Origin of the sequence: Pseudomonas sp. 14P_8.1_Bac3 (assembly GCF_025466085.1) — a bacterium.
In the GTDB taxonomy this organism is placed as follows: domain Bacteria; phylum Pseudomonadota; class Gammaproteobacteria; order Pseudomonadales; family Pseudomonadaceae; genus Aquipseudomonas.
The window spans coordinates 54500-77494 of record NZ_JANLOD010000061.1 but is presented as its reverse complement, the minus strand read 5'-3'; the positions used below and the strand labels follow the sequence as shown (position 1 = coordinate 77494).

The following is a 22995-nucleotide window of genomic DNA, read 5'->3' as shown; positions in this document are numbered from 1 at the left end:
GCGTCCTGCTTACTGCCCGGAAACCTGGGCAAGTGGAAGAGGGGTGTCGTCGATCTGCACTTTCTCGCCGGGCCTGGCGTGTTGCAGGCCTTCGATGACGATGCGGTCGCCGGGCTTGAGGCCCGCGGTGACGATCCAGCGATCGTTCTGCACGGCGCCCAGTTCGACCGGTTGCTGGCCAACCCGCTGCTCCGCATCGAGCAGCAGCACTTGCGCGATCCCTGCGCTGTCCCGTTGGACGGCACGCTGCGGCACGCTGATGCCCTGCCGGTTCACCGCTTGCTCCAGGCGCACCCGGACAAAACTGCCGGGCAACAGATCGAGGTCGGGGTTGGGAAACTCGCTGCGCAGGATGATCTGGCCGGTGCCCGGGTCGACGGTAATGTCGGTGAACAGCAGCTTGCCCGGCAGCGGATAAAGACTGCCGTCGTCCTGAATCAACGTGGCTTTGGCCTGACCCTGACCGACTGCCTGCAACTGGCCGGAGCGAAAGGCGCGGCGCAGGTCGTTGAGTTCGCGGGTCGATTGGGTGAGGTCGGCATGGATCGGATTCAGCTGCTGAATCAACGCCAGCGGCGTGGTTTCGTTCTGCCCGACCAAGGCGCCTTCGGTGACCAGCGCGCGGCCGATGCGCCCGGAAATCGGTGCGGTGACGGTGGCGTACCCGAGGTTGAGTCTGGCCCGCTCCACGGCGGCCTTGTTGGCGGCGACGTCGGCGGCGGTTTGCCGGACGGCGGCGCGGGCATTGTCGTAGTCCTGGCCGCTGATGGCGTTGCCTTCGATCAGCTGGGCGTAACGCTGCGCTTGCAGACGCGCCTGAAAGGCATTGGCCTCGGCTTTGCGCAGGTCCGCCTCGGCGCTGTCCAGGTCTGCCTTGAATGGTGCCGGATCGATGCGAAACAGCACGTCGCCTTGTTTCACGTCGCTGCCTTCGTGGAACACCCGTTGCAACACGACGCCGGCAACCCGGGCGCGGACCTCGGCGATCCGTGGCGCGGCAATCCGTCCGCTCAACTCGCTGGTGATCGACAGCGGCCGGGCTTCGAGGGTCTCGATGCGCACGGTGGCCAGAGGCGCCGGTTCTTCGGCGTTCGAGGACTTGTCACACGCGCTCAGCGTCAACGCCAGGGCCAGCAGGCTGAGCTTGGCCAGCAGGTTCTTCGACATGTAAATACCCCAATAATGAACTCCCGCATCCTACGGGGCGCCGACGAGGGTAGCGGTGAAGCTTTGTAGGCGCTGTGTGAAATTGTGTAAGGGTTTTGCTCAGGGGTGGATGAGGGCGTATATCCTTCACGCCTTGATTCCTTTTGCGACATCGAGCCCGCCTTCGCGAGCAAGCCCGCTCCCACATGGAATCTTCTGCGTGTCATAAATTTTGGCGCTACGCGAATCCAATGTGGGAGCGGGCTTGCTCGCGAAAGCGGCCTTGGGGTTGCCACAGAACTCCCTGGAAACACCATGCCCAACATCCTCCTGGTCGAAGACGACACTGCGCTCTCCGAACTGATTGCCAGCTACCTGGAACGCAACGGCTATTCCGTCAGCGTCATCAGCCGCGGCGACCACGTGCGCGAGCGGGCGCGGGTCAATCCGCCGGACCTGGTGATCCTCGACCTGATGCTGCCAGGGCTCGACGGCCTGCAGGTCTGTCGCCTGCTGCGCGCGGACTCGGCGACGCTGCCGATCCTGATGCTCACCGCCCGCGACGACAGCCACGACCAGGTGCTCGGCCTGGAAATGGGCGCCGACGACTACGTCACCAAACCCTGCGAACCCCGCGTCTTGCTGGCCCGTGTACGAACCCTGTTGCGCCGCAGCAGCCTCAGCGAACCGCAGACGGCTAACGACCGCATTCTCATGGGCAACCTGTGCATCGACCTGTCCGAACGTACCGTGACCTGGCGCGGGCAACTGGTCGAATTGTCCAGCGGCGAATACAACCTGCTGGTGGTGCTGGCCCGTCATGCCGGTGAAGTGCTGAGCCGCGACCAGATCCTGCAGCGCCTGCGCGGCATTGAATTCAACGGCACCGACCGTTCGGTGGACGTGGCGATTTCCAAGTTGCGGCGCAAGTTCGATGACCACGCCGGCGAGGCGCGCAAGATCAAGACCGTATGGGGCAAGGGTTACCTGTTCAGCCGTTCCGAGTGGGAATGCTGATCGATGTACAGAATCCTCTTTCGCCTGTATCTGGTAACGATTGTGTCGTACAGCGCGGCGATCTATCTGGTGCCGGACGTAGTGATCAAGATCTTCCAGGAGCGCTTCGTCACCTACAACCTTGATTATTCCCGCGGCCTGCAAACGCTGATCGTCAAGCAGTTCCACGCCGTGCCCGAAGCCGAGTGGCCGGCGTTGGCGACGGAGATGGACAAACAATTCAGTCCGCTCCACATCGTCCTCAGCCGTAATGACGATGACGGCTTGACCCTGGCCGAACAGCAACGTTTGCAACGTGGCGAAAACGTGGTGCGCATCGGTGACTGGGGCTGGCGCACGCTGGCGGCGGCGCCGTTGAACGAGCACACCGTGGTGCAAATGGTCGTGCCGCCGGACCCGATGGACGTCAACTTGCTGTACTGGAGCATCAACGTGCTGATCGGCGCGACCATGCTCGCGTGCCTGCTGATCTGGCTGCGCCCGCACTGGCGCGATCTGGAGCGCCTCAAAGGCACGGCGGAACGCTTCGGCAAGGGCCACTTGAGCGAGCGCACCAGGATCCCCGCCAGTTCCAACATCGGCAGCCTGGCCAATGTGTTCGACACCATGGCCGGCGACATCGAGAACCTGCTCAATCAGCAGCGGGATTTGCTCAACGCGGTCTCTCACGAATTGCGCACGCCGTTGACCCGCCTGGATTTCGGCCTGGCCCTGGCGCTGTCCGACGACCTGCCCGCCGCCAGTCGCGAGCGTTTGCAGGGGCTGGTTGCGCACATTCGCGAACTGGACGAGCTGGTGCTGGAGCTGCTGTCCTACAGTCGCCTGCAAAATCCGGCGCGCCTGACGGAGCAGGTCGAGGTGTTGCTGGATGAATTCATCGACAGTATTTTGGGCAGTGTCGATGAGGAACTGGAATCGCCCGACATCGTGATCGACGTGCTGCTGCATGGCCAGCTCGAACGCTTCAGCCTCGACCCGCGCCTGACCGCCCGGGCGATTCAGAACCTGTTGCGCAATGCGATGCGCTACTGCGAGAGGCGCATTCAGATTGGCGTGCAGGTATGCCCGAAAGGGTGCGAGATCTGGGTCGACGATGACGGCATCGGTATTCCGGACGACGAACGCGAGCGCATCTTCGAACCGTTTTATCGCCTGGACCGCAGCCGGGATCGGGCGACGGGCGGCTTCGGCCTCGGTTTGGCGATCAGTCGCCGGGCGCTGGAGGCTCAAGGCGGCACGTTGACGGTTGAAGCGTCACCTTTGGGGGGCGCGCGGTTCCGCTTGTGGTTGCCGACGCCGGCCTGAAATGAGTGCAACACCTGTCAAACCTGACAGTAGTCATGTTCCGCAATTAGGCGTTTGATGGTCCCTCGCGGTCAGGCTTTTCAGAGCGTAGCCTGCGGAAGGAGGGTTCATGGGCGCGGTAATAATAAAAACAAACGCGGTAGGAACGATCGGCGCCATCAGGAGCGTCCGGATCGACGAAGCAACGACCCGATTCGCCATGGTCATACCGGAAGACGGCTGGCCCCTGCTGGCCGTGCGGATAGGGCTGAATATCACCGCGGAGGGCGACGATTATTTTTTTGTCGGCGACAAGGTGCGGTACACCGTGTTGATGGATCCCGCGGGCGAGTTCCCACGCGCCCTGGACCTCGAAAAATGCTACGTCGAGCGCAATAGGGTGTGATGGTTTGTATGGCAATCCTCGAGTTTGCCGCAATGTCTGATGGCCTCAACGCCAGCAAGCTGGCTCCTGCAGGGTCGGGTTTGCAACAGCGCATCCGGGCACGCCGCCAAACCCGGTGGGAGCTGGCCTGCCAGCGATGGCGTCGTCAGTACTTACGCGTTGAGCCGGCGCTTCAGCAGTTGCGCCATGTCCTCCAGCTCCGTCGCCGGGTTATGTCCGATCAGCATCCAGGCGTGTTCCATGTCCGACCAATACACCACGTTCATCTCATGCCGGCGCTCATGGGCGAAATGCCGGCTGCCATTGTTGGAGCGCGTGACGCATAACGCCATGGCCCCATGCGCCGGGTCCAGGTAGGTAATCTGCGCGATGGGCACGCCGTCGTATTCGAGAATCTGCGCGCGCTTGAGCTCAACGCGCGGCAGGACCAGTTGACCGGGTGAAAGGCTCAACCCCAGGCGCGCGTCGATGGTGCGTAATTGCGCGCGCTGGACGGCTTCGTCGTTGGGCAGGTGTTCCAGGGTTTGCGGTACGTACAGCGACATATAGTCCGCGACCAGCCCACGCCAGTTGTGCTTGACCTGGCTCGCCTGCCAGCCGAGGAACAAGCGGTCCGCCAGTACGCCGCTGACCACCAGACCGGCTGCCGCCGTGAGAAACCAGCGTCGACTCATGGCTGGCCGGGCCGGCGAAGGCAAGGTATCGAGCATGGCTTGCAAACGGTCTACCGGTGCCTGACGTGCCAGGTCATCGTAGGCCTCGCGAAATGGCAGGCTGCTGCGGGCCAGCCATTGCAAGCGCAGGTTGAGGGTCGAATCTTCGGCAATGGCTGCGTCGATACGGCTGCGCTGGTCGGTGTCGAGTTGGTCGTCGAGGTACGCCACCAGTTGCTCGTCAGATGGTTTTGCGTGATCGTTCATCGACGTTCTCCGGTGGAAGGGTTGGGCACCGCGTGCATGGGTGGGTATTCGGCCAGTTTGGCCCGCGCGGCCGCCAGGCGGCTCATCACCGTACCGATGGGCACGTCCAGCACCTCGGCGACTTCGCGATAGGACAAGCCTTCGACGTAGGCCAGGAATACCGTTTCGCGCTGGGCTTCGGGCAGCGCATCGACGCGCCGGATCACCTGGGTTGCCAGGACGTGGGTTTGCGCCACGTATTCGCCGTCGAACGACAGAGCGCTGTCGGCCTCCACCAACCCCTGGCCCTGACGCACCCGGCGCGAGCGCACTTCATTGAGCCAGATCGAATGCAGGATGCTCAGCAGCCAGCGGTCCATGCGAGTGCCGGGGTCAAATTGCCCGGCGCGTTCCAGCGCCCGCACGCAGGTGGCTTGCACCAGGTCTTCGGCGACATGCCGTTGCCGGGACAGCAGCAGGCCATAGCGCCATAAACGCGCCAGGTGCTGGCCCAGCTCTGCCCGTATTGCCTGATCGCTGGCGATGGCGACCTCCGTCCCGTCAGGTTTTCGATGAGCCGTTGATGGCTTCGGCCAGGTCCTGGTACTCCTCGCAGGTGTTGCCGCAAATCGACTTGATCTGCTGCAGCTGTTCTTGCGCGAGGTCCAGACGACCCTTGATTACATACGCCTCGCCGAGGTATTCGCGGACTTGCGCATACTGCGGATCGAGTTTGACCGATTGCAGGTAATAGCCGATGCCTTCGTCGGTGCGCCCCAGTTTACGCGTGGCATAGCCGCGATAGTTAAGCGCCTTGGCAGTGTTTGGGTTTTCAAGTGTGTCGAGCAACGCCAAGGCTTCTTCATAACGCCCGTCCTTGGCCAGGCGGTAGGCGTAATCGGTGCGGTCGGCGTCGGGCACGAGGCGACTGGTCTGCAGCACGCATTTCTGCGATTTGCTGTCCCAGACCTGGCCCTTGGGGCAATTGGGTTTGGCCGGTGCGTTGTCTTCGCCGTTGGCCAGGGCCAGGGAGCCGGACAACGCAACGGCGAGCAGCAGCGGGGCGGTAAACACAGCAAGACGGTTATTCATGGTAGGGCTCCACAGGATTATTTTCAGTTCGAACCACGTCCCGGCAACATGCGGCGCAAGGTGTTATCGCGCAAACCGTAATGGTGAACCAGCGCCATGACCGCGTGCAGACTGGCCAGGATAATGATGACCCACGCCACTTGCTCATGCAGGCCGCCGAACACCGATTTCATGCTTTTGTCGAAGGTGACCAAGGTTGGGACATCGAACAGGCCGAAAAAGCTGAACGGTTCTGCCTGGGCCCAGCGGAACAGGAAACCCAGTACGATCTGGCTCAGCAGCAAGGCATAAAGCGCCCCATGCGCGGTCTTCGCCAGGATGTTCATCGCCCCCTTGTTGGCGGCTGGCAAGCGCTTGCCTTGGGACAGGCGCCAGAGCAACCGGGCGATGACAATCACCGCGAGCAGGATACCGCAGGAGATATGCAGCGCCTGCAACTCCTTGCGCAGTGGCGTGCCTTTGGCCAGTTGCTCCCAGGTTTGAGCGCTGGCGAACAGGCCGATGACCAGCACGGCAGTCAGCCAGTGCAGGGTCATGGTCAGGCGGTCGTAACGTATCGGTGAATCCGGGTTCAAGTTGTTCATGGGCAATCCTCATGGGCTCTGCCAAGTGAACACCTCGGGGTAAACATTTATTCATTTCTTTCTGCAATTCTTTTCAAGGAAAGGACCGGCCCAGACGCTATGCTCGACAGCGTTCGCCGTCGATCTGGAGAGTTGTCATGAAAGACCACGTTCATCATTCTGCGGCCGCCGGTTACAGAACCGCTGCCGATACTTACGTTCGCGGTCGTCCGGATTATCCGCCGCAAGTGGCTGATTGGCTGGCGCACATGCTGGGGTTGAATGCGGATAAGTCCGTGGTCGATCTGGGCGCTGGAACCGGCAAGTTCACCGCCCGGCTGGTGGCGACCGGGGCACAGGTGATTGCTGTGGAGCCGGTGCCGCAGATGCTGGAAAAGTTAGCCGAAGCCTTTCCCGATGTGCTCGCCGTCAGCGGCACCGCCATGGACCTGCCGTTGCCGGATGCGTCGGTGGATGTGGTGGTCTGCGCCCAGGCCTTCCACTGGTTCGCCAGCGGCGATGCCCTGAGCGAAATCGCCCGGGTGCTCAAGCCCGGCGGCAAGCTGGGGCTGGTGTGGAACCTGCGCGATACCCGGGTGGGCTGGGTGCCCAAGCTGGACGCGATCGTCAATGCACTGGAGGGCGATACGCCGCGTTTCTACACCGGAGCCTGGCGTCAGGCGTTTCCGCACGCGGCGTTCGGGCCGCTGCAAGAACAGCAGTTCAGCCATGGGCACACCGGCTCGGCGGAGGACGTGATTTTCAATCGCGTGCGCTCTACCAGTTTTGTTTCGGCATTGCCGGCGGCGGAGCGTGAGAAGGTGGATGAACAAATGCGCGCTTTGATTGCAGCCGAGCCTGAATTGCGGGGCAAGGATGTGGTGACGGTGCCGTATGTGACCGCGGCATTCGTGGCAGTAAAAATCAGTTAGCCCAACGCCAACCTTTGTAGGAGCAAGCGTGCTCGCGATAGCGGATTATCAGTCACCCTGGATATCCGACGGTCAGACCACCGCGCCAGCACGCCGGCCCCCACAGGATTTGCGCATCAGCCCAGTAACCGGATCGGCTTTCCAGCCGACCAGGCTTGAATATCCTCGATCATCTGCGAGAAGAACTGGTGATAATTCTGCTGGCTGACATACCCGACATGCGGTGTCGCCAGCACATTCTCCAGCGTACGGAACGGGTGGTGCGGCGGTAGGGGTTCCTGATCGAACACATCCAGAGCTGCACCGGCCAGGCGTCGTTTCTGCAGGGCCTTGATCAGCGCCGCTTCATCGACAATCGGCCCGCGTGCGGTGTTGACCAGCAGCGCCGTCGGCTTCATCCAGTCCAGCGCCTGGGCGTCGACCAGCCCACGACTGCGGTCGCTGAGCACCAGATGCACCGACAACACGTCGGCCTGTTCGAACAGTTCCTGTTTGCTGACGTAGGTCACGCCGGCCGCGGCGGCCCGTTCGGCGGTGAGGTTTTCGCTCCAGGCAATCACGCGCATGCCGAACACCTGACCGAACTGCGCAACCCGCTGACCAATGCTGCCCAATCCGAGAATCGCCAGGGTCTTGCCGTGCAGGTCACCCCCCAACGTTTGCTGCCATTTTCCGGCGCGCAGGGCGTTGGCTTCCTCGACCAGGTTGCGGGTCGCGGCCATGATCAGCGCCCACGTCAGCTCTGGCGCGGCGTGTTTGTAGCTGTCGGTGCCGCTGACCTGGATGCCCAGCGCCGCTGCCGCTTTCAAGTCCAGCGCGGCGTTGCGCATGCTGCCGGTGACCAGCAGCTTGAGTTTCGGCAGCCGCCGCAGCAGGTCTTCATCGAAGCGGGTGCGTTCGCGCATCACACAGATCACTTCGAAGTCACCCAGGCGCGCCGCCAGCGTGTCGTTGTCGGCAGGGTAGTCATGGATAAAACTCACCTGGCCAATGGCATCCAGCGCCGACCAGTCCACCACGTCCCGCGCGACATTCTGCCAGTCATCGATCACCGCAATTTGCACAGCCATCAGCCTTACCTCATCAACGAACGGGGTTGGTTTTGTTCAGCCAGGCGAGCAGGGCCTGGTGGAATTGTTGCGGTTCTTCCATTTGTGGCGCATGGCCCATGCCGGGGAATTCGACCAGCGTCGACCGCGGGATCAACTGTGCCACTTGCTTGCCCAGGACATCGTAGTGCCCGAGTCTGGCCTTGACCTCCGGCGTCGCAATGTCGCTGCCGATGGCTGTGGTGTCGGAGGTGCCGATCATCAACAGGGTCGGCATCTTCAGGTCCTTGAACTCGTAGTACACCGGCTGGGTGAAGATCATGTCGTAGATCAGCGCCGAGTTCCACGCCACTTGCGTGTGTCCCGGCCCTTTGTTCAGGCCGGCGAGCATGTCCACCCAGCGATCGAATTCGGGTTTCCAGCGACCACCATAATAGGTGTTGCGCTCATAGCTGCGGATGCCGTCGGCCGTCAGTTTCAACTCGCGCTCGTACCATTGATCCACGGTCCGATAGGGCACGCCGAGGGCTTTCCAGTCTTCCAGGCCGATCGGGTTGACCAGCGCCAGTTGCTCGACCTGATCGGGGTATTGCAACGCGTAACGGGTGGCGAGCATGCCGCCGGTGGAATGTCCGAGCACGCTGGCCTTCTGGATGCCAAGCGCCTTGAGCAATTGCTGGGTGTTGGTGGCCAGTTGCTGGAAGCTGTACTGATAGTTGTCAGGTTTGCTGGAGGTGCAGAAGCCGATCTGGTCCGGGGCGATGACCCGGTAGCCGGCGTCGCTCAGGGCCTTGATCGAGCTGTCCCAGGTAGCGCCGCAGAAATTCTTGCCGTGCATGAGCACAATGCTGCGTCCGTTGGCCTTGCCATGGGCGGCGACGTCCATGTAACCCATTTGCAAGGATTTGCCCTGGGACTGGAAAGCGAAATGCTTGACCGTGTACGGGTACGCGAAACCTTGCAGCTCCGGCCCGTATTCCGGACCTTCGGCGGCGATGACAGGCAGGGCGGCGATCAGCAGCAGGCTGGCCAGCCAGCGGGAGCGGGGGAGGGACATGGGCAAACTCCACAGGAAATCGGCCGATGCTGGATCGGCATGATTAGGGCGACATTAAACACAGGCAATCGCCGCGAATGATCGTTCAACCCATCCAGCCCGAGGTCGCCATGGCCAGCACGCCATAGCGGGCGCCTTTGGCCAGGGTCACGATCAGCAGGAAGCGACCAACCGGCTCGCGCATCACCCCGGCCACCAGGGTTAGCGGATCACCGATGACGGGCACCCAACTCAGCAACAGTGACCAATGACCATAGCGCTGATAATGCCCCCGGGCTTTTTCCAGATGCTTCGGGCTGACCGGAAACCAGCGTCGACCACGAAAGCGCTCGATGCCTCGGCCCAGCCACCAGTTCACCAAGGAGCCAAGGACGTTGCCCAGGGTCGCGACCGCCAGCAGCGACCAGAGCCAGTACTGTTCGCTGAGCAGCAACCCCACCAGCAGCGCTTCTGACTGCAACGGCAGCAGGGTTGCCGCACCGAATGCGGCGGAGAACAACCCGACGTACGCACCCGACATCAATGGGCAGCGTAGTCCGCCACCACCACGTCATTGCCGTCCTTTTTCAGGCCGATCACTTGATAGGCATCACTCATGCCGTCCATTTCCATGCCCGGCGAACCCATCGGCATGCCGGGGGCGGCCACACCCAACAGGTCGTCGCGCTTGCTCAAGGCCAGCACCTGATCGGCCGGGACATGGCCTTCGACGAATTTTCCGTTGATCAAACCGGTGTGGCAGGAGGCCAGGCGGGGCGGCACGCCATGCTGTCGCTTGAAGTCGCTCATGTTGGCTTCGACATGATCCTCGACCTCGAAACCGTTGGCCTCCAGGTGGCTGATCCATTTTTTGCAGCAGCCGCAATTGGCGTCGCGGTGGACTTCAATCGGGATCAGGTCGGCGGCTTGGGCGAGGGAAGAGAGGAACAGGGCGCTCAGCGCGATCAGACTCAGTGGGGTTCGCATGGGGAATCTCGTCTCGAGGGGCGGGCAAAAAACGCATTCTGACCATTCTAGCCAACGCCGAGGCAGTAGATTGTTTCGAAGTAATACGCGGCGACAGGTCGTGCCCACGCTTCAGCGGGCCAAGGTTGTGCTTTGTATCCGAAGTGTATTGAAATTGTAAGCTCGGCAAATATAAGCTGGTGGGGTGTTGTAACTAAACCGATACTCGCGCCCACCTAACTTGCTTGAACAAGGAGTTTCCATGCTCGTCTTACAAGGACTTTGCTCATGACAATCGGTTATACCGGCGCCTGGACGTCTAAAGCGGGCCTGCTTGTTCAAGACACGGGCACCAGCACGAAGCCGGTGGCCCAGAGCGTTAAGGTCAAGCAGATGCTGGCCCTGGTGGGCAACAATCCAAACGCGCTCGACACGGCGAAGATGGACAAGATGCAACTGCACAAGAACATAAAGGGTTTCAACCCGGAAAGCGTGACCGCCACGTCGCTGGGCAATCTCACGGCCTTCCTGAAAGAGCGTGGTCTGATCACCGACGTGACCGCGGTGACCCTGAGCAATGCCGGTGACAAGTTCGATCGCTTCGGTATTCCGAAAGACCCGGATGCGCCCTTTAACGCACTTGAGTACTTCGCCACGCAACTGGATACCATCCAGAACAACAACCTGAAGGGTAACAAGTACGCGAACTACTTGATTCCCGAGTACAAGAAGGCGATCTACGTACTGCAGAACCTGGCCACTTACGGCAAGGGCAACGGTACGACACCATCAGACAAGAACCTCTCCGCCAAGGCGTGAGATCGAATTGCACTGACCCGTTCGGGCGACCGAACGGGCCAGGTGCCTGTCAACGGTCGAGCAACTTCATGACTTCCTCCGGGTAGCGCAAACCGGCGGTGGCATTCGCCGGGAAAATCGCTTCCAGTGCGAGCAATTCGTCGTCGCTCAGTTTGACCTCCAGCGCCGCCACGTTTTCTTCCAGGTATTTACGCTGTTTGGTCCCGGGAATCGGGATCAGGTAATCACCTTGGGCCAGCACCCACGCCAGTGCGAGTTGACCGGCCGTCACGCCTTTTTGCGCCGCCAGGTCTTGAACCTGCTGTACCAGCAGCAGATTTTTCGCGAAGTTCTCACCCTGAAAACGCGGGCTGAACCGCCGGTAATCATCCGCCGCGAAATCGTCCGGGCTTTTCAGCGCGCCGGTCAGAAAACCCCGACCCAATGGGCTATAAGGCACGAAAGCGATGCCTAGTCGCTGGCACGCCGCCAGGCAACCGTTTTCTTCCTGATCGCGACTCCACAGCGAATACTCGCTTTGCAGCGCACTGATCGGATGCGCCTTGTTGGCCCGTTCCAGGGTCGCCGCCGAAGCCTCGCTTAATCCCAGGTAACGCACCTTGCCGGCCTTTACCAGGTCGGCCATGGCCCCAACCGTTTCCTCGATGGCCACTTGCGGGTCGATACGGTGCTGGTAATACAAGTCCAGGGTGTCGACGCCCAGGCGTTTGAGCGTGCCGTCGATGGCGGCACGAATGTAGTCCGGGCGGCCGTTGACACCCCGGGCAGTCGGGTTCGCCGGGTCGCGGACGATGCCGAACTTGCTCGCCAGGAACACTTGATCGCGCTTGCCGACGATGGCCTTGCCGATCAGCTCTTCGTTGGTGTGCGGGCCGTACATGTCAGCGGTGTCGAGCAGATTGATGCCCAGCTCCAGCGCCCGGTGCAGGGTAGCAATGGCTTCGCGGGTGTCGACCCCGGTGGTGTAGAAATCGGTCATGCCCATGCAGCCGAGGCCAATGGCGCTGACCCGTGGACCGTTCTTTCCAAGTTGACGTGTTTGCATGAAATCAGCTCCTTTTGAATGTGACGCCCATTGTTGACCTCGACACAAACGAGATAAACCGGCTAAAACTGCTATCACTGTTCATCAATTCTAAATAATCAGTCGGTACGCCAAAGCAATGGACCGTCTCAACGCCATGCGCGTGTTTACCCGAATCGTCGAACTGGGCGGTTTTGCCAAAGCGGCGGACAGCCTGCAGATGCCCCGTGCTTCGGTGACGCTGCTAATCAAGCAACTGGAAGCGCATTTGGGTGTGCAGCTGTTGCAACGCACAACGCGTCAGATCAGCCTGACCCTCGATGGCGCGGCCTATTACCCGCGTTGCGTGCGGTTGCTGGCGGACCTGGAGGAAACCGAAGCGGTGTTCTCCGCCGCGCGGCACAACCCCAAAGGCTTGCTGCGGGTGGACATGCCAGCAGGCATCGGGCGTTTGATCGTGATTCCGGCGCTGCCGCAGTTCACCGCCCGTTATCCGTTGATCGAGCTGGAAATCGGTCTAAACGACCGGCCTGTCGACCTGATCCGCGAAGGCGTCGACTGCGTGTTGCGGGGCGGTTCCTCCCTTGACGATTCGCTGGTGGCGCGGCCATTGGTCATGTTGGACCAGGTCACCTGCGCCAGCCCCGACTATCTGCAACGGCACGGCATGCCCCAGGACTTCGCGGCACTGGCGGGGCATCAAATGGTGGAATACGTGGCCAGCAACGGTAAACGTTTCGGGCTGGAGTTTGTCGTGGATGGCCAGGTGCAGGCTCTGAATCTGCCCAAGCACATTTCGGTCAACAGTGCCGATGGCTATCTGGCGGCCTGCGAGGCGGGATATGGCCTGGTGCAGGCGCCTTACTATCATGTGGCGCGGCGATTGAAGGAGGGGCGTCTGGTCGAGGTGCTGAGGGAAGTGCCGCCACCGGTCATGCCGTTGACGGCGCTCTATCCTCCTCACCGTCAGTTGTCACGACGGGTGCGGGTGTTCGTCGACTGGATGGTTGAGCTGTGTACACAGCCGGGCAATATTTTTTTCAGGGATCAGTCACGTCCATGAAAAGCGTTAGCGATGGTAATAACCCGGTCCACCACGGTCGTCGTAGTGGTGGTCGCCGTGCCAGCCGCCGTGGGGGAAAATAATGCAGCCGCTCAGGGAAAGAATGGCGAGCAGGGGAATCAGCAGGGCGATTCGACGGAACATTTCTAAATCCTCATGGTTAACGCCGTGAAGCTAAAACTCTTCATCGGCTGTAACATGAGACCCCGTTTGCAGCGCCCCATCCCCGAAAAACGGTAGGGGCTTGGCATGCATCCGGATACAAAGCGGATACATTTTTCACGTTCAGTTTCAGGTTTGAGGAAAAGGGCAAATGACCCAGTCGCAACGTTTGAAATATTCGATTCTGATCTCCCTGGTCGTGCTGGGGATCATGTTTGGCCTGTCGTATCTGCAGAACACCGGGGTCATCAGCGAGAAGCTGTTCCAGTACATCGCCATTGGGGTGGCGGTTCTCGTGGTGGTGATCAATGGCGTGATGCGCCGCAAGGTCAAACCCTGAACGACGCCCGCCAGGGCGATTACTCGCCGTGCAGTACGGCGGCAGCCTGCGGGTGCAGGCTGTAGCTCTTGTCCGCGTTCAGCGTGATCACGCCTTCGCTGCACAAGCGCTTCAACACTTCGCGAACGCTGAGAAACGACAAGGGAATGTCCAGGTCTAGCAGGTGGCTGTGCACGCCACGTACGCCGAGGCTGCGGTCGCTCTCGGCGGCGCTCAGCAGGGCGTCGATGACTTTCAGGCGAATCAGGCTGGTGCGCAAGCCAAAGCTCTTGAGCAGGACGCGGATCCGCTCATTGCCGTGACGCTCGGCCTTTTGATTGAACAGGCCCGAGTGACCTAGCGCTGCAGTGCTACCGTCCGTTGGCAGTTGCGAGTTGTACATGCAAAAACTCCTTTGCAGAGCCTGGACCGAAAAGATGTATTGGTGCTCTTACCCATAAGACGTATGAGCCAGGCAAATCATGAAGCCTCAGATGTAGAAATTTTGTCGCCGCTACGTCACGACCCCGTAAATTCCCGTCTTCCTCCCCTTTAAATTTTTGCCATCAAATTCGTTCCCTGTAGGAGCGAGCCTGCTCGCGATGGTCGTCAACGATGACGCGGGCTATCTGAATGCCAACGTTGCCTGGACGACCATCGCGAGCCTGCTCGCTCCTACAGTTTGATTTGCATTCAGGAGCGAGCGTGATTATTACCAGGCAGTTAACCCGATTGAGCCTTGCCGCGGTATGGGTGGGGCTGAGCCTTGCGGCCAACGCGCGTAGCCAGCCGGATCAGGCGACAGCCGAGATCCGCCGGACCAGTTTCGGCGTGCCGCACATTCGCGCCGACAACGAACGTGGCCTCGGCTACGGCATTGGCTATGCCTATGCCCAAGACAATCTGTGCCTGCTGGCCAATGAAATCACCACCGTGAATGGCGAACGTTCGCGGTATTTCGGCGCGGAACAATTCACCGTCGAAGAGCGCGAAAACCAAGTCAGCGACGTGTTTTTCAACTGGCTGAATACGCCGCAGTCCGTCGCCGCGTTCTGGCAGGGACAAACCCCGGAAGTCCGCGACCTGATGGAAGGTTATGTGGCGGGCTACAACCGCTCGCTGGCAGAACGTCGCGCTCAGGGCTTGCCGCAGCAATGTCGGGGTGAATGGGTGCGGGACATCACTGCGCAGGACCTGGTCAAGCTGACCCGTCGCCTGTTGGTCGAGGGCGGTGTGGGGCAGTTTGCCGAAGCGCTGGCCGGTGCGAAGCCGCCCAACGCCGTTGCGCAAGCCGCCGCTGGCCCCGCAGCGTTCCAGACCGCCGAAGTACGCCAGCAACGCTTCGCCCTCGATCGCGGCAGTAACGCGGTCGCCGTGGGTAGCGAGCGCTCGTTCAACGGTCGCGGCATGTTGCTGGCCAACCCGCATTTTCCGTGGGTCGGCGGGATGCGCTTCTATCAGATGCACCTGACCATCCCCGGCAAACTGGACGTGATGGGCGCCGCGCTGCCCGGCCTGCCGATGATCAACATTGGCTTCAACCAGCATCTGGCCTGGACCCACACCGTTGATTCGTCCAAGCACTTCACCTTGTATCGCCTGCAGCTCGATCCGCAGGATCCGACGCGTTACCTGCTCGACGGCAAGTCGGTGCCGATGAAACAGCAAACCGTCACCGTCAGCGTGAAACAGCCGGACGGGCAGACCCGGGCGGTTTCCCATGTGGTCTACAGCTCGCAGTTTGGTCCGATCGTGCAATGGCCGGGCAAACTGGGGTGGGACAAGCAATTCGCCTTCAGTTTGCGCGACGCCAATCTCGATAACGACCGCGTGCTGCAGCAGTGGTATGCGATGAACCGCGCAACCAGTCTTGAAGAATTGCAGGCGTCGGTGCACACGATCCAGGGCATCCCGTGGGTCAACACCCTGGCTGCGGACGACAAGGGCCAGGCGCTGTACATGAACCTGTCGGTGGTGCCGAACGTCGATGCCGCCAAACTGGCCCAATGCAGCGATCCGCGGGCCGGGTTGCAGATGATCGTGCTCGACGGGTCCAACAGCGCTTGCGCCTGGGACATCGACCCGGAGGCCGCACAAAAAGGCATCTACGCCTCCGCCCGGTTGCCGCAATTGCTGCGCAAGGATTTCGTGCAGCACTCCAACGATTCGGCGTGGATGGCCAACCCGGCGCAGCCGCTCACCGGGTTCTCGCCGTTGATCAGCCAGGAAGGCCAGCCGCTGGGCCTGCGCTCGCGCTTTGCGTTGGATCGGCTTGGCACGTTGGAGAAGGCCGGGCCGATCACGGCGGCGGACCTGCAACACATGGTGATGGACGATCAGGTGTATCAGGCGGCGCAAGTGATGCCGGACCTGCTGCAGTTCTGCGCGGCGGACCTGGGCGCGGATGCCTCGACGCTGGCGCCGTTGTGCGCCAGCCTCAAGGCCTGGGATCGCAGCGCCAATCTCGACAGCGGCCTGGGTTTCGTGCATTTCCAGAACGTGATGGAGGCATTGCAGGTAACGCCGGACGTCTGGCGAGTGGCGTTCGACCCGAAAGACCCGCAACACACCCCGCGCGGCCTGGCAGTGGATCGCCCGGAGGTGGCGACCGCTTTGCGTGATGCGATGCAGGCGTCAGTGGAGCGGGTCAACACATCGGGGCTGAAGAGCGACAGCCGTTGGGGCGATATCCAGGTGGTCAGCAGTGGCGGCAAGCAGACGCCGATTCACGGCGGGCCGGGTGCCCTGGGCGTTTACAACGCGATTCAGAGTGTGTCGAGGAGCGATGGAAAACGCGAAGTGGTCAGTGGCACCAGCTACCTGCAAATCGTGACGTTCGATGACAAAGGTCCGCAGGCCAAAGGGTTGCTGGCGTTCTCGCTGTCCAGCGACCCGTCCTCGAAGTACTCGAATGACCAGACCCTGGCGTTTTCGACGAAGCAGTTGAGCGCGATGCCGTTCACCGAACAGCAGATCACCTCGGACCCGCAGTATCAGGCGCAGACGATCCGCGAACAGGACGAAAAAGCCGGGAAGGTGGCGAGGCAGTAAAACGAAAAATGCTGGGATAAAAAGAAGGCCGCACCTCGCGAGGGTTGCGGCCTTTCAGCTTTTCGGCGGTTGTTGCGGCATGGAGTTGAGGACCGGGTTGCCGTCCTTGTTACGGGTCAGGTAGACGGGCAGCACTTTGGGCAGCGACCCTACAAGCGTGTTGAGTTCCTTGATGTTGTAGATGCCGCCGAGACGGATCGCGCCGGTGCTGCTGTCGGCGACCATCACCGGATGGGTCAGGTAGCGGTTGATCAGGGGCAGCGCTTCGGACAATGCCAGGTCATCGAGCACCAGTTTGCCTTGGCGCCAGGCCAGCGACGTGTCGTTGGCGTAGGTCTGGCTGATCTGCGGCGTAAAGTCGCCGTGTTTGTAGCGGGCCTGCATCGACGGCTCGAGGCGCAAACCATCCCCCGGCAGGTCCTCGTTGCTGCTGACCAGCACCGAGCCTTCAATCAGGTTCACCCGCACCTGATCTTCATACATCCAGACGTTGAACTGGGTTCCGGTTACGCGGATCCGGCCGTCTCCCGCCTTGACGATGAAAGGGTGGGCCGCGTCGTGGGTGACACGGAAAAACGCTTCACCCTTTTGCAGCGTGACCCGGCGTTGATCCTTGTAGTTACTGTAAGTCAGTTCGGTGCCCAGGTTCAGTTCGACCTGGCTGCCATCCTTCAGGGTGACCTGGCGGACCGTGTTGCTCGCTTCGAAATGCTGATACGAGTTGGGCAGCCAGCCCAGGTTCCAGCCGGCGTACGCCGCCAGGGGCAACGCCAGGGCGCAGACGGCGGCGGCAATGCCCAGGGTACGCCAGGGGGTGGCGGGTTTGAGGCGGGGGGCGGGGGAGACGGTTTCCGGTCGAGGCAGATCTTCCGCGACAACCCAGATCTCCAGCATGGCCTCGTATTCGAAGGCATGCAGTGGATGCGCATCCCGCCACTGCTCGAAGGCTTGTCGCTCTTCAGCGGTGCAGTCGCTGGCGTGCAGACGCATGCACCAGTGCGCGGCGGCATCGGTGACGGCGTCATAGTCGGCTTGTGAGAAAGGGCTGTCGGTCATTGACTCATCCTGATTTCGTGCATTCTAACCTTGGGGGGAGTCTGCGAGAACAGCCGTCATGGCATTTACCCATCAAACGGGGTGTTTATTTTGTCCCTAAGGCCCTGAACTGTCTGCAGCTGCGGCCTGAGCACCCAGTTCCTGTAGGAGCGAGCAGGCTCGCGATGGTCGTTAACGATAACGCGTGCTGCCTGAATAAACGCGGAGCCCTCGAGTCCATCGCCAGCAAGCTGGCTCCTACAGGGTTTTGCGTGTTGTTGGTTCTGGTTACGTCACCGGGTCGAGCTGTCGGCCCATTTCACAGATCAGAAACGCGATCGAGTCGGCATTGCGCAGGATGATGTCGATTCGGGCAGACGGGTTTGTCTGGTCCAGAAATGCACTGCGTGCTTCGTCCATCGTCTTGCTTTGGGTCGCGCTCAGGATTTCCCGGCCCACATGCTCCAGCCCCGGTATCGCGTCAAGGCTGACCCACGCACTCAGCGAGTTGTTCCACTGCGCGAACAGCTCTTGCCGAGGGCTGGAAAGGGACAGGGCCAGGCGCTGGAAGTCCTGTTGTGATTGTTTCATTGTGGCGCCGTAGCGGGTGATCGGTGTGATGAGGTCGCTGAACGGTCGCCGTGCCTCAAGCGTCGCGATGTCCAGCGCCTTCGAATAGGTATGGGCAAATTCATGAATCAGGGTGGCTGCCTGGCTATGACCGTCGACATTGAAGGGCTCGGTCAGGCACGACTTGTACCCGTCGAGCCCCTGTTCGAAAAACCGTTCGGTGAAATGCACATACTTGCGATCATCATCTTTCAGCACGAAGGCAATCAGATCGGTCAACTGATGCTTGACGGAGCCGACCACGAACCGCTCGGAGTTCAGCAGGTCTTCACCCGGGTCCACCAGGGCATCGCAGACGGGGGTGATGGCGTGTTTGATTTTATCGAGCAGGGCGGTATCGACGCGGGCGACGTCAAAAAAACGCCTCAGGAACGTATCCAGTCGCGTCCCGGGCAGCAGTTTCCTGAGCTGCGCGAGGTTGTGCAGACTGTTGAAGGCGTAGAAGCGCGCCATGTCGATGGCCTGCACGATCATCCGGGCCTTTTCCGGGTGGCAGGCGCGGATCTGTTGCATGCCCCGGGCCTCGATGTTCAGCACCTGACGGGTCCGAAGGTTGTTTGTGTAGCGATTGTGCAGGGTTGACAGCGCCTTGCCGAAATGCACGGTGTGCGAATCCAGGTCGACCACCTGCAATCCTCCGGGCGTTGTCATCAGATAGGGGCCCTTTTCCCGATCGCTGAGTATTCGCCACACGGCTCCCGGGTTGGCGACGCGATAGACTTTTCCGGCGATGGCAGCGTAGCGATTCGTGCCCACTGACTTGACCCAAGTGCCACTCGTGGCGTCCTTTTTCAAATCTTTCAACGCCACGGTGGTCACTTCGAACGGTTGCAACGAGGTGCGCATCGGCGTGGTGGGCCGCACGTCCGCCCACTGCGGGTCGACAACCGGGGTGGCAACAGGAGGGGCATCGGAGGTCGTTTCCGCCGTGAGCAGCGAGGCTTCCTGTGACAGTTTTCCCAATGACACGAGCTGCTTGCCACCGTCGATAAACGCCTGGACGGCGCGTGTCCAGTGATGATCCTGCAGGGCCTCGGCGGAGTCTTTGAAGGCCTTGTAGGCGTGCCACAAGAACCGGCCATAGGCGAGTTTGCCGGGCAGGACGCCGGAGATCAGGTTGATCCCGGCGCTGAACAGTTGCCGGGTGGCCTCCCAGTCCGACTGGCCGGTGTCTTCGGACTGACTGCCTAGCATCTGCGCGAGCAGACTTGCGTTGTCGGCGAACAATCGCGCCAGCAGATTGCCGACGATGGGGGTGGCCCCCAGGTTAATTTCGCTCACCTCACCGAGACTGGACTGGAACAGATTGCTGAACGACATCCGCTGGCTTTCCGGCAAGCGCCTGAGAATCAGCTCCTGCAGGGTTCCGGGTCTGTTGATCGCCGCCACCACGTCGAGCTCGTTGGCGAACTCGCTGAAGATCGGCCCGCAGTGGTAGGGCGCATACAGAATGTGCGGCCCGGTTTTCCCTCCACCGGGGCCGATCAGGTACACCCCAAGGGCCTGGACGGCGGCGGTGCCGACCGTCTTGATCAGTTCCAGCGGCCGGACGACGGCGTGAGCCCCCGCCACGGTGACACGGGCGAGCGCGTCTGGCATGTCCAGCACCTGGGCAATCAAATCGAATGCGCTGGACGACAGGCGTTGCTGCAGTTTTTGCGCGTGGGCGTGATGGAGCAGTTGCCACGGCAGTTGTTGCGCGAAGCGCAATGAGCGTGCGGCGGAATCGACGCCTGACAGCGCCTCGGTCACCTTTTTGGCAAAGTCCCGCGGGATGTTCAGCGACTGCAGAAGCTGACGGACCGCCCCTTGATTCAGTCCCTCGGGCAGCTTTCGCGTGGTTCCGGCACTGACTCGAAATCCCGTGCCCTGCGCGATATTGACGTGGTTCAAGGCGAACTCGGTCAGGGTTTGCGCGGGCCCCGCCAGTGCCAGGTTGGGCGTGATTTCCACTGTGTCTGGGTCAATGGACTGTCCAGGGAAACGCGCGGTCAGCAATGACTTGAGGGTATCGCGAACGTAGTCCTCCAGCGTCTGCATCCCATGCAGATAGTCCTTGTCGTCGATGACGTTGTTGCGGTACTGCTCCAGCAACTCGAAGTGCAATTGCTGTTCTTCGACCGGTGCCAGACCCAGCCAGGCAGGCAGGGATTGCTGGTGAGCGATGGCGTCGGCAATCCGCATCGCTCGGCGCAGATTGGTGTCGATGGGTGTCTGCGTCAGTGTCCTGAATGCCTTACTCTGCTTCTCGGTGCTGAGTTTCAACGAACGCAGATGCTCGCAACGTCCCAGGAAGTGGGCAATGGCTGACTGCGTGAGACGCTGCAGGACATTGTCTTCGATCAGCCGCAGCGAGTTGAGGGCATAGCGTCGGTGGAACTTGCGCTGTTCGGGAGTGAGGTTTTCCAACAGCACCAGACGCTGGTCAGGGTCCAGCAGGCGCAGGTTCAGCTGTTGCCGAGCAGTGCCGACCGTATCAAACACTTCCAGACCCGCCGCTGGCGTCCACAGGATCGCACGTCCGGAATGCTGGGCGTCTAGCCCGCCACGCTCGGTCAGCAGGAAGCAGTGGGCCAATGGCAACACATTCCGCTCACCGGAACATTCCAGAACCAGCGAGAACGCATCCGGATAGAAACCACGGACCGCCGGGCGGCTTTTGCGGTCCGGCCGGTCCGGGTTGAACACGGTATCGACAATCAGCCAGTCGCCATTGCGCAGGGTGCCACCGAGTTCGCGCAAACCGGCCTCGCCACGCAAGCCAACGGAGAGGGCGTGGGCCAAGCGTGGCTTCATGTTTTCCAGGTACGCCCGTTGTGCTGCCAGCGTTGCCACGGGTTGTGCGACAAACTCGGTGTGGATCGGCCATTCGACTGCACGAAAAGTCTTCGCCTGACCGCTCGCCGTGTCCGCCAACACCATGGAGGGCTGTTGCTCCGGCAGCGCTGGCCGGGTGCTCCAGCGGCCCTGGACATCCAGTGTCAACAGGTCAGTGTTGATCATCGAGCGCATGTCCAGCGCCTTGTCAAAGAACGCGTGGATGTTCACCGCGCCGTCGCTGAGGCGGAACACCTGAAAGGCGTATTCCATGTTTTGCAGCTGTTTGCTGATGATTGCTTCGAACAGGGCGTTGAACACCGAACCCGTAACCACGGCGCCCGACACTTGCGCCTGATCGAAACCGATGAAGCGGTTGCGCTCCTCAAGGCTCAGCAGGTCATACAGTTCGTCGTCGTGACCGGCCACCAAGGATTTTTTCTGCAGCGTGTCCTTCAGGTCCTGGTAGTTCTTCAGTACTTGCATGCCGTGGCCGGGCGTGTAGAGAAAAGCATTGGCGCTGTCGTGGCTGATCATCAGCGCGCCGGCGAGTTCGACATGGTTGGGCGGGTATTCCCAAAGGCGCACGGTTTCCAGGGTCAGGCTCGATGCTCTTTCAAGCGACTCGTCGATCAGCGGGTGCAAGTCGCGGCTTTGTTCCGGGCTGATGATCCCGGCTTCGCGCTTGAGCAGCAGGTCGGCGCGGGCCTTTTCGCGCAGGGCACGGGTAAAGAATGCCCTCCGTGTGGCACCGTCGACGCTGCCGTCATTCCAGTAGCGTTGCAATTGCACGGCCAGCAGGTTGATCAGGGTGTCGGCGGCGTTCTTGATCGCCGTTTCCCAGAGTCTCTGGTCTGCGGCTTGCGGCGTTCGTTGCGGGTGAGAAAATTCCGGATGCTGTCCGACGGGCCAGCGTTGATGGCGGTAATAAGAGAGCAGCGCCTCGCTGAAGGACATGGCACTGATCCAGCGGCGGGTCGTCGGGTTTTGCGCGTCGGTTTCGGCATAAAAACTGACTTGGGTTCGTTGTTGATCCAGCCTCGGAAAGGCCGCTTTCATTGAGTCCTCAAGCACTTTATCGAGCAGCCCGCCCAGTGTCGGCAGTTTGCGCAGCTCGTCGATCATCGCCTGATTATTGCTGCGCTGGTTGCTTTCAATGACGGTGCGCTGGTCTTCGAAAATGTCCTCATCGATGGTCGCGAAGCTCAGCTTGATGTCAGTGGCCGCCGCCAGTGTCTTGCGCGCGGCCAGCGACATGAAGGCCAGCAAGTCATCGTCCTCGCCTGCGCGGTCGAGTTGGCGTTTGAGGTCCGCGGACAGGCTCGCACGGCTGTCGAATTTCTTGATGCCGGCGTACGGGGTGTAAAGGATTTCGCCTTTGTCATCCGGCGTCGAACTCAGTACGAAGCAACCCGCGAGGGGCAGCGACGATGTGCCGATACCGACCAGGATACGCTCGGCGAGCATCGGCAGCGTCTGTTGACTGCGTTGGGTCTGGCTGGCCAGTTTCAGGTGGCGGAACCACTCGAAATCCTTGCGCGTCAGCCCGTGGGTTTTGCCAAGCTCAGTCCAGAGGCCGGGCGAACTCAGGGCCTGGGGAAAGAACAGCGGGGTAGAGGGTGTAGACATTGTTTTCCAGTCTCTTGCTGGGCGCCACGAAGAGCGCCGTTAAGGTGAGACTCGAG

General features: G+C 61.1%; 22 protein-coding genes. 8 read left to right on the top strand and 14 right to left on the bottom strand.

Going from position 1 to position 22995, the window contains the following annotated elements; genetic code table 11:
* Positions 1–9: 9 nt before the first annotated feature.
* A complete protein-coding gene (locus NTD84_RS19345) occupies positions 10–1167 on the bottom strand; it encodes an efflux RND transporter periplasmic adaptor subunit (protein WP_262168648.1) in 1158 nt (385 codons plus the stop codon).
* A gap of 294 nt (positions 1168–1461) precedes the next feature.
* Here NTD84_RS19345 and NTD84_RS19340 point away from each other — a divergent pair, with 294 nt between their 5' ends.
* The 3 genes from NTD84_RS19340 (at position 1462) to NTD84_RS19330 (ending at position 3853) form a co-directional block, all read left to right on the top strand.
* Complete coding sequence (locus NTD84_RS19340; RefSeq protein ID WP_262168646.1) at positions 1462–2163, top strand: response regulator transcription factor; 702 nt, start codon at positions 1462–1464, stop codon at positions 2161–2163.
* Positions 2164–2166: 3 nt separating this feature from the next.
* Entirely contained in the window at positions 2167–3468 is a 1302-nt protein-coding gene (locus tag NTD84_RS19335) for an ATP-binding protein (protein WP_262168642.1), read from the top strand.
* A 109-nt stretch (positions 3469–3577) separates the two neighbouring features.
* A complete protein-coding gene (locus NTD84_RS19330; protein WP_262168639.1) occupies positions 3578–3853 on the top strand; it encodes a hypothetical protein in 276 nt (91 codons plus the stop codon).
* 152 nt (positions 3854–4005) lie between these two features.
* On the opposite strand, the gene NTD84_RS19325 is transcribed toward NTD84_RS19330, so the two are convergent.
* Genes NTD84_RS19325 through NTD84_RS19310 form a run of 4 tightly spaced genes read right to left on the bottom strand, consistent with a single transcriptional unit; the run spans position 4006 to position 6428 of the window.
* Positions 4006–4773 carry an anti-sigma factor family protein gene (locus NTD84_RS19325; RefSeq protein WP_262168635.1) on the bottom strand — a complete coding sequence of 256 codons (768 nt, stop codon included), beginning with the start codon at positions 4771–4773 and terminating at the stop codon, positions 4006–4008.
* The gene (locus NTD84_RS19320; protein ID WP_262168718.1) at positions 4770–5267 is read right to left on the bottom strand and encodes an RNA polymerase sigma factor; all 498 of its coding nucleotides are present in this window, start codon (positions 5265–5267) and stop codon (positions 4770–4772) included. The genes NTD84_RS19325 and NTD84_RS19320 overlap by 4 nt, the downstream gene beginning before the upstream one ends.
* 46 nt (positions 5268–5313) lie before the next feature.
* Complete coding sequence (locus NTD84_RS19315; protein WP_262168632.1) at positions 5314–5844, bottom strand: tetratricopeptide repeat protein; 531 nt, start codon at positions 5842–5844, stop codon at positions 5314–5316.
* Between the two features lie 23 nt (positions 5845–5867).
* Positions 5868–6428 (bottom strand): cytochrome b, encoded by a 561-nt coding sequence (locus NTD84_RS19310; protein ID WP_262168628.1) that lies wholly within the window; start codon positions 6426–6428, stop codon positions 5868–5870.
* A gap of 137 nt (positions 6429–6565) precedes the next feature.
* On the opposite strand from NTD84_RS19310, the gene NTD84_RS19305 reads away from it, so the two are divergent.
* Positions 6566–7339 carry a class I SAM-dependent methyltransferase gene (locus tag NTD84_RS19305; protein WP_262168626.1) on the top strand — a complete coding sequence of 258 codons (774 nt, stop codon included), beginning with the start codon at positions 6566–6568 and terminating at the stop codon, positions 7337–7339.
* Between the two features lie 116 nt (positions 7340–7455).
* Here the strand turns inward: NTD84_RS19305 and NTD84_RS19300 are convergent, their stop codons facing one another.
* From NTD84_RS19300 to NTD84_RS19285, 4 genes are all read right to left on the bottom strand, one after another.
* The gene (locus tag NTD84_RS19300; RefSeq protein ID WP_262168623.1) at positions 7456–8409 is read right to left on the bottom strand and encodes a D-2-hydroxyacid dehydrogenase family protein; all 954 of its coding nucleotides are present in this window, start codon (positions 8407–8409) and stop codon (positions 7456–7458) included.
* Positions 8410–8422: 13 nt separating this feature from the next.
* Positions 8423–9445 (bottom strand): alpha/beta fold hydrolase, encoded by a 1023-nt coding sequence (locus NTD84_RS19295; protein WP_262168621.1) that lies wholly within the window; start codon positions 9443–9445, stop codon positions 8423–8425.
* Positions 9446–9530: 85 nt separating this feature from the next.
* A complete protein-coding gene (locus NTD84_RS19290; protein WP_262168619.1) occupies positions 9531–9965 on the bottom strand; it encodes a YqaA family protein in 435 nt (144 codons plus the stop codon).
* Positions 9965–10411: a DUF411 domain-containing protein gene (locus NTD84_RS19285; RefSeq protein ID WP_262168616.1), complete on the bottom strand. Its 447-nt coding sequence runs from the start codon at positions 10409–10411 to the stop codon at positions 9965–9967. Before NTD84_RS19285 ends, NTD84_RS19290 begins: the two co-directional genes overlap by 1 nt.
* A 267-nt stretch (positions 10412–10678) precedes the next feature.
* Here NTD84_RS19285 and NTD84_RS19280 point away from each other — a divergent pair, with 267 nt between their 5' ends.
* Complete coding sequence (locus NTD84_RS19280; protein ID WP_262168613.1) at positions 10679–11209, top strand: hypothetical protein; 531 nt, start codon at positions 10679–10681, stop codon at positions 11207–11209.
* 49 nt (positions 11210–11258) lie between these two features.
* On the opposite strand, the gene NTD84_RS19275 is transcribed toward NTD84_RS19280, so the two are convergent.
* The gene (locus NTD84_RS19275; protein ID WP_262168611.1) at positions 11259–12254 is read right to left on the bottom strand and encodes an aldo/keto reductase; all 996 of its coding nucleotides are present in this window, start codon (positions 12252–12254) and stop codon (positions 11259–11261) included.
* Positions 12255–12372: 118 nt separating this feature from the next.
* On the opposite strand from NTD84_RS19275, the gene NTD84_RS19270 reads away from it, so the two are divergent.
* Positions 12373–13296, top strand: a complete 924-nt coding sequence (locus tag NTD84_RS19270) for a LysR family transcriptional regulator (protein WP_262168608.1) — start codon at positions 12373–12375, stop codon at positions 13294–13296.
* A gap of 6 nt (positions 13297–13302) precedes the next feature.
* Here the strand turns inward: NTD84_RS19270 and NTD84_RS19265 are convergent, their stop codons facing one another.
* Positions 13303–13440, bottom strand: a complete 138-nt coding sequence (locus NTD84_RS19265; RefSeq protein ID WP_262168606.1) for a hypothetical protein — start codon at positions 13438–13440, stop codon at positions 13303–13305.
* Positions 13441–13609: 169 nt separating this feature from the next.
* On the opposite strand from NTD84_RS19265, the gene NTD84_RS19260 reads away from it, so the two are divergent.
* Positions 13610–13798, top strand: a complete 189-nt coding sequence (locus tag NTD84_RS19260) for a hypothetical protein (protein ID WP_100943910.1) — start codon at positions 13610–13612, stop codon at positions 13796–13798.
* 19 nt (positions 13799–13817) lie between these two features.
* Here the strand turns inward: NTD84_RS19260 and NTD84_RS19255 are convergent, their stop codons facing one another.
* On the bottom strand, positions 13818–14180 hold the full coding sequence (locus tag NTD84_RS19255) for a fe2+ zn2+ uptake regulation protein (protein ID WP_262168603.1): 363 nt from the start codon (positions 14178–14180) through the stop codon (positions 13818–13820).
* 302 nt (positions 14181–14482) lie between these two features.
* Here NTD84_RS19255 and NTD84_RS19250 point away from each other — a divergent pair, with 302 nt between their 5' ends.
* A complete protein-coding gene (locus tag NTD84_RS19250) occupies positions 14483–16828 on the top strand; it encodes an acylase (RefSeq protein WP_262168601.1) in 2346 nt (781 codons plus the stop codon).
* 54 nt (positions 16829–16882) lie between these two features.
* Here the strand turns inward: NTD84_RS19250 and NTD84_RS19245 are convergent, their stop codons facing one another.
* Both NTD84_RS19245 and NTD84_RS19240 read right to left on the bottom strand, forming a co-directional pair.
* Positions 16883–17884: a FecR family protein gene (locus tag NTD84_RS19245; protein ID WP_262168599.1), complete on the bottom strand. Its 1002-nt coding sequence runs from the start codon at positions 17882–17884 to the stop codon at positions 16883–16885.
* A gap of 267 nt (positions 17885–18151) precedes the next feature.
* Positions 18152–22939 (bottom strand): dermonecrotic toxin domain-containing protein, encoded by a 4788-nt coding sequence (locus NTD84_RS19240; protein ID WP_262168597.1) that lies wholly within the window; start codon positions 22937–22939, stop codon positions 18152–18154.
* Positions 22940–22995 lie beyond the last annotated feature (56 nt).

What these genes read in the sequence shown, in the direction of transcription:
- NTD84_RS19345 (WP_262168648.1), bottom strand. Translation starts at nt 1,167, where the DNA reads ATGTCGAAGAACCTGCTGGCCAAGCTCAGCCTGCTGGCCCTGGCGTTG.
- NTD84_RS19340 (WP_262168646.1), top strand. Translation starts at nt 1,462, where the DNA reads ATGCCCAACATCCTCCTGGTCGAAGACGACACTGCGCTCTCCGAACTG.
- NTD84_RS19335 (WP_262168642.1), top strand. Translation starts at nt 2,167, where the DNA reads ATGTACAGAATCCTCTTTCGCCTGTATCTGGTAACGATTGTGTCGTAC.
- NTD84_RS19330 (WP_262168639.1), top strand. Translation starts at nt 3,578, where the DNA reads ATGGGCGCGGTAATAATAAAAACAAACGCGGTAGGAACGATCGGCGCC.
- NTD84_RS19325 (WP_262168635.1), bottom strand. Translation starts at nt 4,773, where the DNA reads ATGAACGATCACGCAAAACCATCTGACGAGCAACTGGTGGCGTACCTC.
- NTD84_RS19315 (WP_262168632.1), bottom strand. Translation starts at nt 5,844, where the DNA reads ATGAATAACCGTCTTGCTGTGTTTACCGCCCCGCTGCTGCTCGCCGTT.
- NTD84_RS19310 (WP_262168628.1), bottom strand. Translation starts at nt 6,428, where the DNA reads ATGAACAACTTGAACCCGGATTCACCGATACGTTACGACCGCCTGACC.
- NTD84_RS19305 (WP_262168626.1), top strand. Translation starts at nt 6,566, where the DNA reads ATGAAAGACCACGTTCATCATTCTGCGGCCGCCGGTTACAGAACCGCT.
- NTD84_RS19300 (WP_262168623.1), bottom strand. Translation starts at nt 8,409, where the DNA reads ATGGCTGTGCAAATTGCGGTGATCGATGACTGGCAGAATGTCGCGCGG.
- NTD84_RS19295 (WP_262168621.1), bottom strand. Translation starts at nt 9,445, where the DNA reads ATGTCCCTCCCCCGCTCCCGCTGGCTGGCCAGCCTGCTGCTGATCGCC.
- NTD84_RS19290 (WP_262168619.1), bottom strand. Translation starts at nt 9,965, where the DNA reads ATGTCGGGTGCGTACGTCGGGTTGTTCTCCGCCGCATTCGGTGCGGCA.
- NTD84_RS19285 (WP_262168616.1), bottom strand. Translation starts at nt 10,411, where the DNA reads ATGCGAACCCCACTGAGTCTGATCGCGCTGAGCGCCCTGTTCCTCTCT.
- NTD84_RS19280 (WP_262168613.1), top strand. Translation starts at nt 10,679, where the DNA reads ATGACAATCGGTTATACCGGCGCCTGGACGTCTAAAGCGGGCCTGCTT.
- NTD84_RS19275 (WP_262168611.1), bottom strand. Translation starts at nt 12,254, where the DNA reads ATGCAAACACGTCAACTTGGAAAGAACGGTCCACGGGTCAGCGCCATT.
- NTD84_RS19270 (WP_262168608.1), top strand. Translation starts at nt 12,373, where the DNA reads ATGGACCGTCTCAACGCCATGCGCGTGTTTACCCGAATCGTCGAACTG.
- NTD84_RS19265 (WP_262168606.1), bottom strand. Translation starts at nt 13,440, where the DNA reads ATGTTCCGTCGAATCGCCCTGCTGATTCCCCTGCTCGCCATTCTTTCC.
- NTD84_RS19260 (WP_100943910.1), top strand. Translation starts at nt 13,610, where the DNA reads ATGACCCAGTCGCAACGTTTGAAATATTCGATTCTGATCTCCCTGGTC.
- NTD84_RS19255 (WP_262168603.1), bottom strand. Translation starts at nt 14,180, where the DNA reads ATGTACAACTCGCAACTGCCAACGGACGGTAGCACTGCAGCGCTAGGT.
- NTD84_RS19245 (WP_262168599.1), bottom strand. Translation starts at nt 17,884, where the DNA reads ATGACCGACAGCCCTTTCTCACAAGCCGACTATGACGCCGTCACCGAT.
- NTD84_RS19240 (WP_262168597.1), bottom strand. Translation starts at nt 22,939, where the DNA reads ATGTCTACACCCTCTACCCCGCTGTTCTTTCCCCAGGCCCTGAGTTCG.